Origin of the sequence: Akkermansia massiliensis, assembly GCF_023516715.1 — a bacterium.
Lineage (GTDB): Bacteria > Verrucomicrobiota > Verrucomicrobiia > Verrucomicrobiales > Akkermansiaceae > Akkermansia > Akkermansia massiliensis.
This window is the reverse complement of sequence record NZ_JAMGSI010000002.1, coordinates 1,007,026-1,022,189: the sequence shown is the minus strand read 5'-3', so window position 1 is coordinate 1,022,189 and position 15,164 is coordinate 1,007,026. Positions and strand designations below refer to the sequence as shown.

General features: G+C 59.2%; 8 protein-coding genes. 4 read left to right on the top strand and 4 right to left on the bottom strand.

Annotated elements, in window-relative coordinates; translation table 11 throughout:
• Window positions 1–492: 492 nt before the first annotated feature.
• Together M8N44_RS11955 and M8N44_RS11950 are read right to left on the bottom strand one after the other, a co-directional pair.
• Window positions 493–963, bottom strand: a complete 471-nt coding sequence (locus M8N44_RS11955) for a MauE/DoxX family redox-associated membrane protein (protein ID WP_102727542.1) — start codon at window positions 961–963, stop codon at window positions 493–495.
• Between the two features lie 14 nt (window positions 964–977).
• Window positions 978–3,716, bottom strand: a complete 2,739-nt coding sequence (locus tag M8N44_RS11950; RefSeq protein ID WP_102729042.1) for a glycoside hydrolase family 2 TIM barrel-domain containing protein — start codon at window positions 3,714–3,716, stop codon at window positions 978–980.
• 274 nt (window positions 3,717–3,990) lie between these two features.
• Between M8N44_RS11950 and M8N44_RS11945 the strand changes: the two genes are divergently transcribed.
• The 4 genes from M8N44_RS11945 to M8N44_RS11930 all read left to right on the top strand — a co-directional run bounded on the left by M8N44_RS11945 (window position 3,991) and on the right by M8N44_RS11930 (window position 9,803).
• A complete protein-coding gene (locus M8N44_RS11945) occupies window positions 3,991–5,022 on the top strand; it encodes a rod shape-determining protein (protein WP_012419593.1) in 1,032 nt (343 codons plus the stop codon).
• Between the two features lie 196 nt (window positions 5,023–5,218).
• Complete coding sequence (locus M8N44_RS11940; protein WP_022397588.1) at window positions 5,219–6,814, top strand: Rne/Rng family ribonuclease; 1,596 nt, start codon at window positions 5,219–5,221, stop codon at window positions 6,812–6,814.
• Window positions 6,815–6,876: 62 nt separating this feature from the next.
• Window positions 6,877–7,998 carry an AsnC family transcriptional regulator gene (locus M8N44_RS11935; protein ID WP_102722856.1) on the top strand — a complete coding sequence of 374 codons (1,122 nt, stop codon included), beginning with the start codon at window positions 6,877–6,879 and terminating at the stop codon, window positions 7,996–7,998.
• 131 nt (window positions 7,999–8,129) lie between these two features.
• Window positions 8,130–9,803 (top strand): hypothetical protein, encoded by a 1,674-nt coding sequence (locus M8N44_RS11930; RefSeq protein WP_102729041.1) that lies wholly within the window; start codon window positions 8,130–8,132, stop codon window positions 9,801–9,803.
• Between the two features lie 766 nt (window positions 9,804–10,569).
• Here M8N44_RS11930 and mul1B read toward each other — a convergent pair.
• Window positions 10,570–11,634, bottom strand: a complete 1,065-nt coding sequence (mul1B, locus tag M8N44_RS11925; protein ID WP_146017847.1) for a mucin utilization putative transporter subunit Mul1B — start codon at window positions 11,632–11,634, stop codon at window positions 10,570–10,572.
• Between the two features lie 26 nt (window positions 11,635–11,660).
• Window positions 11,661–14,894 (bottom strand): mucin utilization putative transporter subunit Mul1A, encoded by a 3,234-nt coding sequence (mul1A, locus tag M8N44_RS11920; RefSeq protein WP_022397592.1) that lies wholly within the window; start codon window positions 14,892–14,894, stop codon window positions 11,661–11,663.
• Window positions 14,895–15,164: the final 270 nt, after the last annotated feature.

Sequence of the window (15,164 nt, the reverse complement as noted above, 5' to 3'; positions counted from 1 at the left end):
GGCGGCAGCCAGGGCATGTGCACAGGGTTCGCGCCGGAGAACAAGCGGAGGGTGATGCGCCGGCCTGCGGGTTCCTCCTTCCTGCGGGCTTCAGGCTTCTCCATCCCTCCGGACGATACCCTGCCTCCCTGCCCCTGCAAGGAAATTTTCCACGACGAACACCGGTCTCAAGAAACGGTGAAAACCCGATTGGACGGAAGGCGGCGTTCATTGGTAAAATGAGGCTATGAAGGCCGGGAAACCGGACAAACCGGCAGGTCGGAAAGCGCAGCTTGAAGCCCGCAGGGTGAGTAAATCTGAAAAATGAACGGATCAAACCTTCATTCCGGGAAAGGGAGCCTGTTCTCCAAGCATATATGAATGCGGCGGCGTGCACGCGAAACTGCCTCCAGGGAGCAAGGGTCTTCCGGTCCCTGGAAATCCTTCTCCCCGGAATGTATTCCCAGAGAAACGTTCCAGGCCTGAAAACGGCCGCACGCCCTTTCCCATCGGTCACATTTCGCTGAAATCCAGCCGGGTCACATTGAAATACGTCTTCCCCTTCCGGCAGGAATTCCACAGGATGACCAGCATCAGCAGGAACAGGCCCAGCCTCCACGCCACTTCAAAGGGATAGCTGGTCACTTCCCTTTCCACGCCGATGCAATTGCAGGAAAGGGAAAGCCCCCTGACCCATCCCTGGACGAACAGAGCCACAAACGTGAACGTCAGCGCACTGCCCAGCAGCGCGGCGCCGGCGCAGGTCCGGCGGAAGAGGAGTCCCAGACCCACCACGATCTCGCACGCCACGCCCAGGCAGGCCAGGGGATGTCCCCAGGCCTCCGGGAAAATGGCGAACCGGTCAATAGTCGCCTGGAGCTGGTCCAGGTGGAACAGCTTGCGCCCCGCCACAAAGAGAAAAAAGCCCCCCATCCCCAGCCGGAGCAGGAGCAGGCAGAAACGGATGATCTTTTCTCTCAGCATGGCGGGGAGTCCGGTTATTCAAAGTGGGTTTGCTGGGCGCTCACCTTGTCGTTGCGCAGCTTGTTAAGCTCATGGCGCACCTTTTCCAGCTCCGTCTGGAGGGATTTTTCCCGTTCGGAAGCAGGCGCCTCTGCGGAAGACGGCGCAGCCGCCCCCTTCTTCGCCTTGCCTACGGCATCTTCCGTGAAGAGCATGTTCAGCCCGGGAGCCTTCGTGTCAAACTTCAAGACGCCGGAAACGGGTTTCTGAGAGCCGGGATGCTTCACGGAGGCCCTCACCGTCACTGTTCCGGGCTTGGCGCCCAGGCGCACCAGCGCCGGAGCGGAGCCCCACTTGACGGGCTGGGTCAGGGTGCCGTCCGGTGAATCCGTCAGCAATTCGGCAGGACCTTCCACAGAAAAGACAAGCTCTTCATCATTCAGGCGCTTCACCGTTCCACGGCTGTCCGTGACTTCCGCCACCACCGCAAACACGTCGGAACCGTTGGCGCACAGCTCCACGCCTTCCTCACGGTCCAGGCTCAGGCGGATTTTTTCCGCCCTCCGGGAGGGCCGCACTTCATGCCTGGTCACCACCTTGCCGCCAATCAGGCCTTCCGCCACCAGCTTCACCGCCCCTTCCTTGCCGGCGCGGGCGAGCTTCTTGTTTTCCATGAAATCCCAGGCCTTCGGGAACACGACGGGAACGCGCTTGAGGCCGTTGGGGTAGGAAGCCACCTTCTTTTCCACCGGCACGCCTCCGTTGACGCTCAGGCGAACGGAATCACAGTTGGAAAACACCGTCACGTCTTCCGGAGAAAAAGGCGTGCATTCGTTGGCTATGTACACCACGGGACCGGAGCCGAGCTCATTGCGCGTCTTCTGGGGCCGCTGGGACATGAAGGCGTAATAGGAGGTCTTGGGCTGGCGGAAGGCATCCAGAATGCCGCCGTAGAAAGGGTCCGGATGATAGCCGCGCTGGTGGTCGAAGGGGTGCCACAGGCAACCGCCGAAGTGGTAGGCCGAAGCGGCGTTCAGGGTATCATACGTAGTGTACGGGAACGAGGTCTTGAGGTAATGGAGGGCCTGCACCATCATGGGGACTTCACCCCAGTGGCGCGCCGCGCGGGAGGTGGAGTTATGGGCGGACCAGGTATCCACGTTATCCCCGAATTCACGGGTAAAATACGGCTTGTTGTCCTTCCGTTCCTTGATGGACCAGTGCTTGTCCCCCGTGGCCGGGTGGGCGTACAGCACCTCATAATGCTGATTGCCCTGGGCCACCGCGTCGCAAGCGGTGTAACAGCCCTTATACGGGTATTCCTCATGCACCAGGTCGCGGGCCTTCTTGGCGAAATCCGCCGGGTAATGGGTCTCGTTCAAAATGGGCTCCCACATCATCACGGAGGGATGGTTCCTGTCCCGGCGCACCATCTGGCGGATGTCGTCATAAACCCGGTCCGCAAAAGGCCCCTTGCCCCAGAACTGCCAGCCCGGCGTAGCGACGATGACGAAAAGGCCCAGGCGGTCGCAGGCGTCCATGAAGGCCGGATCCTGCGGATAATGGGCGCTCCGGATTACACGCATGCCGGCCTTCCTCAGCTTCACGGCGTCCTGCCATTGCAAGTTGTTGGGAACTGCATTCCCCAGCCGGGCGAAATCCTGGTGCCTGTTGCCGCCAATCAGCTTTTCAGGGAACAGGGAGCCATTCAGCACCAGCCCCTTTTCCGTAATCTCCACGGTCCGGACGCCCACCCTCATGGAGCGGTTGTCCAGCAGATGGGCCGGATTCTTGGCATTGTTCCCTCCGGCGGCGTTCCATACCTCCACGCTCAGGGTGTACAGGTTGGGATCATCCGGCGACCACGGCTTTACATTGGAGATCACCAGGGGAATATCCACTTCACCCGTGGAATGGGGCGGAATGACCAGCGGGGCGGTCTCTCCGACGGGGTCCACGCCCTTGGGGTCCGTCATCAGCGCCTGCACGCGCACCTTCTGTTCCTTGTCCGTATCGTTGGCCACCTGCACCTTCACTCCCACCCTGCCTTTGCGGGTACGGGGGTCAAGGGATTCCGTCCGGAAGAAAACTCCGCCGCCGGCAACGGTTCCGGCCTCGTTCGGGTCCGTGATATAGACGGGACCGGTGGAAATCAGGTAAACGTCACGGTAAATGCCTCCGAAGTAGGCGAAATCCAGGCTTTCCTGGGGCTTGCCGGGAGGATAGGACCCATCGTTGGAATTGTCCGCCTTCACGACGATCACGTTCTTCTGGCCCGGCTTCAGCCACTTGTCCAGATTCACGATGACGGGAAGATAACCCCCGAAATGCTCCGCGGCCTTCTCCCCGTTCACCCAAACCTCGCTCTTCCCCATGATGCCTTCAAAATACAGGGTGTTCCTCCTGCCTTTCAGCTTCTCCGGGGCCGTGAACGTCTTCCGGTACCACACCGGCCCCTGGTAATTGGAGCAGCCGCTGGCCTCCTCCGGAAGAAGCTCAATGCCGTTGGGAAGATTCACGGATTCCCAGGAAGAATCATTAAAGTCCGGACTGTTCACTCCTTCCGGGGCATTTTTGCCCTTGAACAGCTTCCAGCCCACGTTCATGCCGTAGACATCCCTCTTGGTCGTATTTTCAGGCAGGCGGAGGGCTCCCGCTACGGAATAGGCTCCCGTGGATGACGCAGCTTCTTCCCTGTCCGCAGCCGGGTCCGCATAAAGAGAGAAAGAACCAGCCAGGCATGCCGCCGCCGTCAGGATAGTAGTGACTTTCATAAATGGAATAGGTGAATGTAATTTGGATATACGGGGAAACACTGCCGCCATCTTTCATTCATATAGTACATCCTTGCTGATAATGCAAATACATATGTCATCCCGCATCTTCCGCTTGACCTGGAAGGCATGTTTTTTCATAGTCGATTCGTCCTGTACGGGATTATCCCGCAGCCCCGGTCCGGGTGCCAGGCTTTCAGTCCCGTGAAAAGGAAAAAGTGTGGCGTTCCTCCCCCGGCTGTTTCAGGGCTACGCCTTTATCCACTAGTTTTTTATGTCATCTTTCTTTCAGAAAATTGTCAAACTTTTCTCCTATGACATTGGCATTGACCTGGGCACCGCCAACACGCTGGTCAACGTCAAGGACCAGGGCATCGTTCTGCGAGAGCCCTCGGTTGTCGCCGTCAAGGGAGACAAGGTTCTGGCCGTGGGGGACGAAGCCAAGCGAATGCTGGGCCGCACCCCCGGCTCCGTCACGGCCATCCGGCCGCTGAAGGACGGCGTCATCGCCGACTTCTACATCACGGAGGAAATGCTCCGTTACTTCATTAAAAAAGCCACGGCCAGGTATTACCTGATCAAGCCGCGCGTGCTCATCGCCATTCCCTCCGGCATTACGGAAGTGGAACGCAGGGCCGTCAAGGAATCCGCGGAAGCGGCGGGAGCTCGCCGCGTGCACCTGATTGAGGAGCCGATGGCCGCCGCCATCGGCGTGGGCCTTCCAGTCCAGGAAGCCGCCGGCAACATGATCGTGGACATCGGCGGGGGCACTACGGAAGTGGCACTTATTTCCCTCTCCGGCATCGTTTACAGCCGTTCCGTCCGCTGCGCCGGGGACGAGCTGGACGACGCCATTATCTCCTACATGAGGAGAACCTACAATCTTATGGTCGGGGAACGCACCGCCGAGGACATTAAAATCCGCATCGGCTCCGCCTATCCCCTGCCCCAGGAACTCTCTATCGAGGTCAAGGGCCGCGACCTGGTCGCGGGCCTGCCCAAGACAGTGACAATCCGATCAGAAGAAGTGCGCGAAGCGCTCACGGAACAACTCAACACAATTGTTGACGCCGTGCGGACGACTTTGGAACGCTGCCCCCCCGAACTGGCCGCCGACCTCGTGGACCGGGGGATCGTTCTAGCCGGCGGAGGCGCCCTGCTGCGCGGACTGGACCAGCTCCTTCATGAGCAGACCGGCCTGCCCATCCACATTGCGGAAGACCCGCTCAGCGCCGTTGCGGAAGGTACCGGAAAAGCCCTTCAGGAACTGGACTTCTTCACTAATGTTACTGACGCGGAAGACTGAAGACGGAACCTCCGGAGCCAGCGCTCCGGCCTTGCGCCTGCCGTACTGCCGCATCACATCAACGCATCTGCCTGCATGATTCCTCTCCGGCCATCTCCACAGCTTGAAATCCAGCCGCTCCTGCCGGGAGGCGGCCCTCCGGGAACATTGCGGGCAATAGCACACCCTAGCTTATTCACACCCCGTGTTTACAAAAATGCTTAAAAAAATTAAACGAGCCTTCGGCTTCGGATCCTGTGATCCCATGGAAGGCTCCACCATCATCATCAATGCCGAGAAACTCGAACGCCGCGTAGCCCTTCTGGAAAACGGCGTACTGGAAGAATACACCATCGAGCGCGAAGGCGAAGACAACATCGTAGGCGGCATCTTCAAGGGCCGCGTCAAAAACATCGAACCGGGCCTCAAGGCCATGTTCGTGGACATCGGCCAGGAAAAGAACGCCTTCCTCCACTTCTGGGACGCTCTGCCCGCCGCGCTGGACTCCAGCCTGGAAGAAATCGAACGCGAAGGACGGCCAAAGAAGCAGCAGCGCAAAATCACGTCCAAGGACATTCCGGACATCTACCCCATCGGCTCCGAAATCATGGTGCAGGTCACCAAGGGCCCGATCGGCACCAAGGGCCCCCGCGTCACCACAAACGTCTCCCTGGCGGGACGCTACCTGGTCCTGATGCCCTTCACGGACCAGTTCGGCATCTCCCGCAAGATTGAAGACCCCAAGGAACGCCTGCGCCTGCGCCAGATCATGCAGAAGCTGAACGTGCCGGACGGCATGGGCATCATCATGCGCACGGTGGCCCAGGGACAGCGCTACCGCCACTTTGTCCGCGACCTCGCCATGCTGCTGGAGCAATGGTACGGCGTGGAGGAAAAAAAGGAGGCCAACCCCGCCCCCGTCTGCGTGTACCGGGAACCCGACCTGATCGAACGCACGGCACGGGACTTCCTGACGGACACCGTGGACAACATCATCTGCGACGACGCGGAAACTACGGAGCACATGCGCTCCATTGCGGGAAAAATCTCCCGTCGCGCCAAGCGCCACATCCAGCACTTCCCCGTGCGCACGCCCATCTTTGAAGAACTGGGGATTGAAAAACAAATCAACGAAGCCTTCCAGCGCCAGGTGCTCCTGCCCTGCGGCGGCTACCTGGTGATTGACGAGACGGAAGCCCTGATCGCCATTGACGTGAACACCGGGCGCAACAAGGGCACCAAGGACCTGGACAAGACCATTCTGGACACCAACCTGGAAGCCGCCTATGAAATCGCCAGACAGCTCCGCCTGCGCAACATCGGCGGCCTGGTGGTGGTGGACTTCATCGACATGCGCCATAGGAAGGACCAGCAGGCCGTGTACAAAGCCATGAAGGACCGCCTGAAGCGCGACAAGGCCAAGACCCAGGTACTGCAGATCACCCCCATCGGCCTGATGGAAATGACCCGCCAGCGGCTCAATGAAAGCCTCCGGGAATCCGTTCATGACCCGTGCCCGTACTGCGGAGGCCGGGGCCGCGTCAAATCCGTGATGACCATGAGCGTGGAAATTCAGCGGCAGATCTACGCCTGCATCCAGAAATACAGGGAAACCATCGGGGACATGGTCATCGTCGTAAACTCGGAGGTGCTCTCCCGCTTCAAGAATGAAGACGCCAGCCTGCTCATGGAACTGGAACGCCAGCACAGCGGAAGGTTGATCTTCCGCGGCGACCACAACCAGCACCGCGAATCCTTCGCCATTTACGACGCCCGGTACGACAACAAGCCGCTGTACCAATCCGGGCAGTAGCTAAACCAACTCCGGCTTTCCGGGCCGGGCGACACCATCGCCCGGCCTTTTTTTGACCCGTCATGAACAGCATTCCCTCCTCTCCGAACGATCCCGTCAACACGGACATCCTGATGGTGGCGGAAGACCGCGTCAAGGGCTTCCGGCGCTTCCCCTTCCATGCCATTTCCGAGCAATGCGGCCACCCGGTCCCGGTAGTCATCCAGCGCCTGAAAGCCATGATGGAAGCCGGAGTGGTGCGCCGCGTGCGCCAGACGCTGCTGGCTACCAAGCTCGCCCAGGGGGCCCTGGTGGCATGGTCCCTGCCGGAGAAGAACCTGGATGCGGCCTTTGACTGGATGAAGGAGCACGACCCCTTCACGGGCCACGTGGTGCTCCGCAACACGGATGCGGCCAATCCCGGCGCCCAATACAGGCTCTGGACCACGGTCAAGGTGCCCGTGGGCTGCGGCACGCTGGAGGAACACTGCGAGATACTGAAACGCCACATCGGCGCGGACGACTATGTCCTGCTGCCCGCCCGCGGCGTTTTTGCGCTGGGCGTGGGGCACATGCGCCGCAGGGGCCTCCGGCCCGGGGACAAGACTCCGGAACCGGCCCCCATGCAGGAAACGAAAACCGTCTCCCTCTCCGGGCTGGAATGGAAGGTGCTCCTCTCCGTCAAGGAACAGCTCAGGCCGGAGGAAATGGTGGAAGACCCCTGGGCCCTCCGCGCCGCCCAGGCTGGCCTGGAACCGGAGGAATACTGCCGCACGGCGGAAGAGCTGGACCGGAAGCAGGTCATCGGCCGCTTCGCCACCTTTTTGGAACATGTACGGACCAGAACGAACGACGGCCCCGTCACCAAATACAACGGACTGTTCCACTGGACGGTTCCCGCCGGCATGGAAATCCGGGCGGGAGCGGAATGCGGACGCCACATCTGCATGACCCACTGCTATTGGAGAACCGGAGGGGACATCTTCGGCGGGGCGCAGATCATGGGCGTGGTGCACGGCCTGGAAAAAAACGCCGTGCTGGAACACAAGGCGGCGATTGACCGCCATCTGGACGCCTCAGGCATTCCCGTCCTGCATACGGCCGTCTTCTGGGGCGAACGCTCGGAAATCAAGCCCTCCGAAATTTCCCCGGACCTGTACAGGAAATGGACGGAGGAAGTGAAAAGCGCCCCCGTCCTGCGGTAGGCGTCCTTCTTCCTTTCCTCCCTGCTTCGCGCCATTCCCCGTGGCAAACTTGTTGCACGAACAGGTTTCCCTCCCGCGCGTCCGTTCTGGCATGGTGGCGTCGCTCCCGTTAACCTGCGGAGCTTGTCACCATGAAGGCACACCATCTTTATTCCACAGCCACGACCCTGGCCACGGCGGTTCTGCTTGCCGCGCCCTCCCTTGCGGACCAGACCATCAGCGACACCCAGACCAAGGCCGTCAACATGACGGAGGGCAAACTGACCGTCACGGGAACCGGATTCCTGAACGTCGCCAAAAATGCCGTCAACCTGAAAGACCCCATCCAGTCCGCCCTTGAGATCGCGGTAATGGAAGGAGGCAGGATTTCCGGAAAAAGCGCCCTTGTCCTGGACCAGGGCATGGAAAACGGAATAACGGGACAGTTGATCAGCGTGACCAATTCCGGCACGATGACCGGAACGGAAAAACAGGCCATCGACCTGCGCTACATGATCAACACGTCCGCCACCATCACCAACAACGGTACCATTTCCGCCGGTCAGAAAGGAGCCGTCAAACTGGGCAATAACGCCACTGTGACCAACAATGGCACGATTGAAACCACGGCTGCGGGGGAAAACGGCATCACGGCCAAGCATTACGATCCGGAAGACGACGGCATTGACACCTTTGCCCATGGCCTGGATCTTGCCAACAACAGCGGAGGGAAAATCACCGGCATGAAACACGGAGTTACCGGAGAAGGGAAAGCCGCCATCAGCAATAACGGCAGGATTGAAGGCAGGGGAGGTTCCGGCCTGAACTGGGACTGGAACGCCGCCCTCCAGCAGGACGACAAGTACGTGGTCACCGTGGTTAACGGCAAAGACGGCGTCATCAGCGGCACCGGAGACGCAACCACCCTGGACGGCGACGGCGTGGACGTGGATTACATCGTAAACCTGACCAATTCCGGCACGATTATTGCCAAGGACTCCTTCGGCAGTGCGGACGGCCTTGCCATCGGCGGGGGCGTCGTAACCAATACCGGGACCATCACGGCTTCCAATTCCAACACGAACGGCCAGGCCTACGGCATTCTGGTGGATGATTCCGACGGCGGCAATGCCTTTGAAGCCATCCGGATCACCAACAGCGGCACCATTGAGGGAACAGGCGCCAACGGCGTGGGCATCAGGATTGTCAGCGACAGGGAGAACTGCATCTTCATGGAAGGAGGAACCATTACAGGAGGCAGCGGCCAGGCGGTGGTCATGGGTTCCGGCGACGATGTATTTTCCTATTCCGGCGGAACAGTGAACGGCAGCGTGGACGGAGGAACAGGCTTCAACACCATGGTCTTCCAACCGGCGGAGACGGACCTCACGTTTTCAAGCGATTTGAAAAACTTCCATTCCATCAGCATCCAGGGCTCATCCCTTTCCCCGGGCGCTTCCGTCACCCTGGAAAACCTGACCATTACCCTGGATATGGCCTCCCTGAGCCAGGACAAGCCCCTGTTCAGCCTGGAGGGGAATTCCACAGCCTCCGGCTCTCTTTTATTCAACAATGTAATCCTTCAATTGATGGGAACTCCGGACGCTCTTCCGGTGGATGGGTCCGGCATGGTTTACTTCAAACTGGCAGGGAACGGCATCAGCCTGGAAGGGCTGGAAGTACGGACGGAAGGAGGGTATAAGCTGGATATGAGCCGGGATGGCTACGTAGGCGTCAATTTCAACACGCCGGAACCGGCTGCCGCTGCCCTGGGCCTGTTCGGCTTTTCCCTCTCCATGCTGCGGCGCCGGCGCACTGCGGCCTGACATCATTCTTCCGGACCCCCCAAATCCTCCAACAGGGAATGACCCTGCACGGGAAAAATAAAGCTTCTGAAAAGACGAGCTTTTTTCCCGGACGCAGGGGCGTTCCGTACATGGGGGCAGAAAACCAACAAAAGGATACCTTCTAACGGAGGACAGCGCCGCGCAACGGCCTTCCTGCCCCCTGTTCCCTCTCCGGCGTTGAGTGGCCGGCTGGCCGTCCATGCGGAATTCTTCATTCCCGGCTTTCAGCTTGAGGGGGAGGCAAACCCCAAACAGTCATGGAAGCCGCAACAGCCGCACCGGTTTCCCTGTTCCGGCCCCCTATCATCAACAACGCCGTTTCTCCTTCCCCGCGCCAGGGCAAAACATACGGAATATGGCTTTCCAGGCATCTCCGCACAAAGTCCCGGAAACTGCATCATCTGCAAAAAACTGTCTTTTCTTCCTTGTGGAACACGCGCCCGCAGCCGCCACCTCATATTTTTCCGCAAGTCTGCGCTCAAGAGAGCCCCTCCCTACGGTACGCACCGTTTTTTAACCGCTCTTGTTCTCTCCCTGCCAGCGGCTCTTCCGCATTTTCCCAATGAAAAAATGTCTCCGGAAAACGTGCAGCGTCCCCTAAGGCGCGGCAGCCATTCCGGACAGTAGGGATGCGGTACCCTCATGAGGGAACGAAGTACAAAAAAGGACTGTCTCCCTGTGAAGGGGAGACAGTCCTTGTTGAATGGAAGGCGGCTGGCAGAAAACCCGCCGCGTCAGTTCGTTACTACTTTTTCTCCGGCTGGGCGGGAGCCTGTGCCGGGGCTTGGGCAGGCGCCTGAGCGGGAGTCTGGGCCGGAGCAACGGCAGCGGGATGCTTGTAGGAAACCGCAAACCCATCGTACTTGGCCGGCAGCTTCCTGTCCGGAAGCATCAGTTCATGCAGGCGGTACAGCGCGGCCGCTTCCTTGACGTGCGCGGGACGGGCCTTCATCTGCAAGTCGGGAATCACGGTTTCAGGATTGTGTTTTCTGGCTTCCACGGCAGCCGTCACGGCGGAATCCTCCAGGAACTTGGCCACATCCGGCATGTGCAGGTAGGAGTCTAGGGAACGCACCACGCAGGCGGAGGCCAGTTCTTCATCGGAACCGTGCAGCAGCACCAGGGCTTCCGCAAAGTAATCCAGAGCCTTGTTCCAATCCTGGGCCACCATGGCGGCGGCCCCAAGAGCATACTTCATCCGCGCCTGCTGAAGGCGGGTGGCATTTTTCTTGGTGGCCAGGAAAGAGGCGGCACGGCTTTTCACGCCGTTCCAGTCCTTGTCCGGAATCAGGGCCATGATTTTGGCAACCTCCAGATCATCCTGGGCGGAGGGGGACAGATTGGAACCCCTTACGGGGAACTTGGCCAGCAGGCCTTTGACCCCGGCCCAGTCCATCATGCGCATGGCGCACTCCAATTCATAAACGGCCGCCCGGGCGGACAGGCTGTCCTTGATGGAAAGCGTGGAGGCATATTTGTTCACCAGGGCATGGAATTTGTTGCGGGCGTCCTGGTATTTCCGGTTTTCCATAGCCACCTTGGCGTCCACGAAATCATCCGTTTCAAAGATGTACAGCGTTTTGAAGGCGCTGGCCATCTGCTGGAGGACTTCCTGGGATTCCCGGCTTTCCACGAACTGGACCATGGGGCCGTTGGCGGAAAGAATGTAAATATCCGTCGGGCGGCCATTCTTGATGGCCGGAGCGGCAGCCCTGGCGCGCAGGCGCTGGGGATTCTGGGCATTCTGAGCCATAGCCGGAACCAGGGTGGACAAGCCGGCCAATACCATTATTACTGAAAGTGCTTTCATATTGTTGATTGCTAAACCTTTTGTTGTTACTTCTGGCCCTTGGCGGCGCGTATGGCGGCTTCATAGGCGGCGATGTCCGCCCGTTCCTGGCTGACGGCGGGATCGGAGCCGAACTTGGCCGTCTTATCCTTCACCTCGTTGACCAGGGCACTGTCTTCTGCCGTCATCTTCTTGCGGTTGGCGGGAGTATCCAGCAGTTGCACATACTGGCTGCCGGCCTTCCAGGCGATATACCTGTCGGACGGCTGCTTGCCCGCCCCCTGGGACATCGTGTTCCTCTTCCACAGCGTATCCATCTGTGCAAGCACGGCGGGAGCGGACCACTTCACGAGGCCCTTGTACGTGCCCGTGATGTTCATGAAGTTGATCAGGGCCTTGTCCAGCTCGTTCTGCTTCAGGTAGGCTTCACCTTGCAGGTAGAGGACTTCCGGCAGATTCTTCTTGTAGGACTTGTTCTCGCGGTACTTGTCGGCGGCGGCAATGACGGACGGCCAGTCCTGGCGGGCGGAGGTGAACTTGACCAGGTTGTACTGGGCGTCTTCCATGGCCTTGCGGTCCGGGTTGGCGCTGGATTCCTCCTTGCTGAGTTCATCCTTCATCATCTTGATGGCGGTTTCCACCTTGGCGTTATCTTTGCTGCGGCCCAGAGCAACGGCCTTCCCGAAGACCGCATTCTTGCGGTACTTGGACATGCCGTTGATGCGGGCCTTCTTGCGCACCGGATCAGGTTCCGACGGGTCCAGGATTTCATCAAAGTAGGCGATGCTTTCTTCCGGCTGGGACGTATTGGCCAGGTGGACACCCAGCTTCACGAGCGTGTACGGAGGCAGGTCGGAAGGTTTGAAGTCCCGCTTCAGCTCCACGAAGAGCTGCTTGACCAGACCTTCCAGAGCGGCCTTCTCGGCACGCTGTTCGTCCGTTTCCGTGGGAGCCTTTTCATACCGTTCCTGCGTCTGGGCAATGACGGCCATGCGGAGCATGGCGCTCAGCGTCTTGTCCTTGTCATTGTCCACGCCGGGGAACCGGTAGAAGTGGTTGCGCATGGCGTTGGCGTCCAGATTGCGGCCCAGCGCCTGATTGCCGGCCATGTACGTCTTGGTGTAGGAGTTGACGGCTTCCTCCAGAAGAACGGTCATCTTGGGATCGTCCTTCTTGCCTTCCCTCACAATGACTTCCTGCATCTTGACGGACGCGGGGTCAAACATCTCCTTGTCGTCCTTGAAGAAGTCCATGGCTGCGGCAGCCAGCTGGAGGCTGTAGCGGCTGCCGGGCTGGTCGCTGTTCTTCCAGTACTCGTCATACCACTTCTTGACTTCGTCCCGTCGCGCCGTCCTGGCCGCTTCCACGGCTTCCTTCGGTTCTACGGGGAGAGGTTTCTTGGTGGCATTGATGAGCAGGTTGTACACGGCTTCCGCGGCGGGGCGCTTGTCGCCCAGCTTTTTGGCGGATTCCAGAGCGGCCAGGAAATAGCCTTCCGCTTCCTGTTCATGCTCCTTGCTGCCGGCATACAGGTTCGCCAGCAGGTTGTTGGCATACGGGAACAGGCGGTGCTCCTTGAAGTTGTCCACGATTTCCTTCGCATCCTTCGTGGCAAGCTCCTCGTCTCCGGGGTTCTTGCGGTTCAGGTAGTTGAAGGCACGGTCATAAAGCACGGCGGCCATATTGGCGTCATTCTTGTCCGGGAAACGGGCAATGTAATTGGTGAAGGCCTGGATGGCTTCATCCGTATTGCCCAGGTTCGTGTAGGTTTCACCCAGCAGGTACATGGCCGTTTTCAGGTAGGTGCTGTCACGGTATTCCTTCACGAAGCGTTCCAGCACCGGCACCGCTTCCTTGTAGCGGGCGGCGTCCGCAGCCCCCAGGTTGAACAGGGAGGCGCCTTTGCAGTACAGGGCCAATTCATAGAACTTGTGGGTGGGGTCGTCCTTGTGCAGCTCCATGACCTTGTCCGCCTGCTGGACGCAGAGATCGAATTTCTTGTCCTTCAGCAGTCCTTCCAGGGACAGGGTGTTCAGCATGGGGGCATACTTGGAATTCGGGAATTCCTTCAGGTGCTGCGCCACAAGCTCGCCGCCCTTGTCCGCTTCTCCCAACTGCCAGGTAGTCATGGCCAGGTAATAGAGGTTGTCCTCCCTGCCCGGGGCGTCCGGATAGGATTCATTGATAAGCTGGTAAGCGGCGCGGGCGACCCGCTGGGAACCATGCACCAGGGCCTGGTTGCCCATGAAACTGAACGTGAAGGCGTCCATGACCTTCCCTTCCTCCTTCATCTTGTTGAACTGGTCAATCAGGGCGGTCACCTTCGTCCTGTCCAGCGTATGGGAGAGGTCCGTCACGCCGGGCACGGCGCCGTTGGCGCGTCCCAGGCGGTCCAGGGAATGGTTGGCGTCCGCCAGCACTCCGGCCTGGTCGGGCAGGAGGCCCATCAGCACCATTGCCAGGGAGGCGTAGTCTTCAGACTCCTTCTGCTTTCCTTCCTGGAGAAGGGCGCGGGATTTTTCCAGCACTTCCGCAATGTAGCTCACCAGCCGGGGAGCGTACAGCGCCACGCGGGTGGGGCTGATGTTCATCACGGAAGGATGGGCTTCCACAAATTTTACCGTTTCCTGGCATTTGCCGGTCTTGATGGCGGCATCCACCATCGCCAGGAAGCCGTTGGTGATGACGGCATCCGTAATGCGGCGCCCCTTGTAGCGGGAGGTGACGCAGGAGGTAAGGTTTTCCAGCCCTTTCTCAAAGGCGGGCGGATCCATCTTGAAATAACACTGGGCCAGCAGTCCCTGCACTTCACCGGCATTAACATTCCGGGCTACAGGGTCGCTGCGGTATTCCTTCAGGAATTTCTCCAGCAGCTCCGCGCCCTTGGCAAAATCCCCAAGGCGGCAATAGTTTTCCCCCTCGCGGAACAGGGCCATTTTCACGAGCTGGTTCTTGGCGCTCGGGAACTTGGTGTAACACGCCTTGAACGCTTCCACAGCTTCCTTGTATTGCTTCAATTGGGCCAGGCAGACGCCCTTCTGGTAATAGAACCAGCCGAAGCCGTCATCCAGCCCCAGCGTCTTGATACGGGGTTCATAAACGCGGATGCAGCGGTCCACGGCATCCAGGGCTTCCTGCCACTTGCCTTCCTTCATGGCGGTCAGGGCCGTGCGCTGGTAATCGCGCGGGCCATGCTGGGCACTGGACGGGAGCGCCGCCCCAATGCTCACCACGGAAACCAGGCCTGCAGCCAGTGCAGTAGTATAGTTTGATTTGATCATGTGTTTAAAATTCGTTGAAACAGAAGAGATAATAGAATAGGTACAATATCTGTGCAAATGCACGGAATGCACCTATCTGTAATGGATTGCGTCATTCTAACAGGATGCTGCAAACTCTAAAGCAGAAAGTTCTGTATTTTTAGTCATCCTTGCAAGAAAGTTCTTCCTGCTCGCGTTCCCTTAAGGGAGGATTGGGTTTGGAACCAAAAAGGCCTTTTTATCTCTGAGAATCCTGCTCTTTCAAAAAAAGATCCGGCATTCCGAGCCGGA

Bases quoted from the DNA above. Each gene is read 5' to 3' on its own strand.
- M8N44_RS11955 (WP_102727542.1), bottom strand. From the start codon at position 963: ATGCTGAGAGAAAAGATCATCCGTTTCTGCCTGCTCCTGCTCCGGCTG.
- mul1A (WP_022397592.1), bottom strand. From the start codon at position 14,894: ATGATCAAATCAAACTATACTACTGCACTGGCTGCAGGCCTGGTTTCC.
- M8N44_RS11930 (WP_102729041.1), top strand. From the start codon at position 8,130: ATGAAGGCACACCATCTTTATTCCACAGCCACGACCCTGGCCACGGCG.
- mul1B (WP_146017847.1), bottom strand. From the start codon at position 11,634: ATGAAAGCACTTTCAGTAATAATGGTATTGGCCGGCTTGTCCACCCTG.
- M8N44_RS11945 (WP_012419593.1), top strand. From the start codon at position 3,991: ATGTCATCTTTCTTTCAGAAAATTGTCAAACTTTTCTCCTATGACATT.
- M8N44_RS11935 (WP_102722856.1), top strand. From the start codon at position 6,877: ATGAACAGCATTCCCTCCTCTCCGAACGATCCCGTCAACACGGACATC.
- M8N44_RS11950 (WP_102729042.1), bottom strand. From the start codon at position 3,716: ATGAAAGTCACTACTATCCTGACGGCGGCGGCATGCCTGGCTGGTTCT.
- M8N44_RS11940 (WP_022397588.1), top strand. From the start codon at position 5,219: ATGCTTAAAAAAATTAAACGAGCCTTCGGCTTCGGATCCTGTGATCCC.